We start from the raw sequence: 259 nt of genomic DNA, 5'->3' as shown, positions 1-259 counted from the left end.
CTCAAAACTGAATAAGATTGATGAACCTAGTGTAAGTTTCCGTAATTTCCTTAGAAAGGAGGTGATCCAGCCGCAGGTTCTCCTACGGCTACCTTGTTACGACTTCACCCTAATCATCTGTCCCACCTTAGACGACTAGCTCCTAAAAGGTTACCCCATCGTCTTTGGGTGTTACAAACTCTCATGGTGTGACGGGCGGTGTGTACAAGGCCCGGGAACGTATTCACCGTGGCATGCTGATCCACGATTACTAGTGATT

Annotated in this window: 1 rRNA gene (only partly in view); it reads right to left on the bottom strand. The window is 47.5% G+C overall.

The features are described 5' to 3' along the window. Positions 1–54: 54 nt before the first annotated feature. Positions 55–259 (bottom strand): 16S ribosomal RNA (locus RZ74_RS06815); its annotated part runs 1,636 nt beyond the window's last position; the annotation flags it as partial.

Source organism: Apilactobacillus apinorum (assembly GCF_001281175.1).
GTDB lineage: Bacteria > Bacillota > Bacilli > Lactobacillales > Lactobacillaceae > Apilactobacillus > Apilactobacillus apinorum.
Note: the sequence above shows the minus strand (reverse complement) of the source record. Positions and strands in the feature narration are given on the sequence as shown.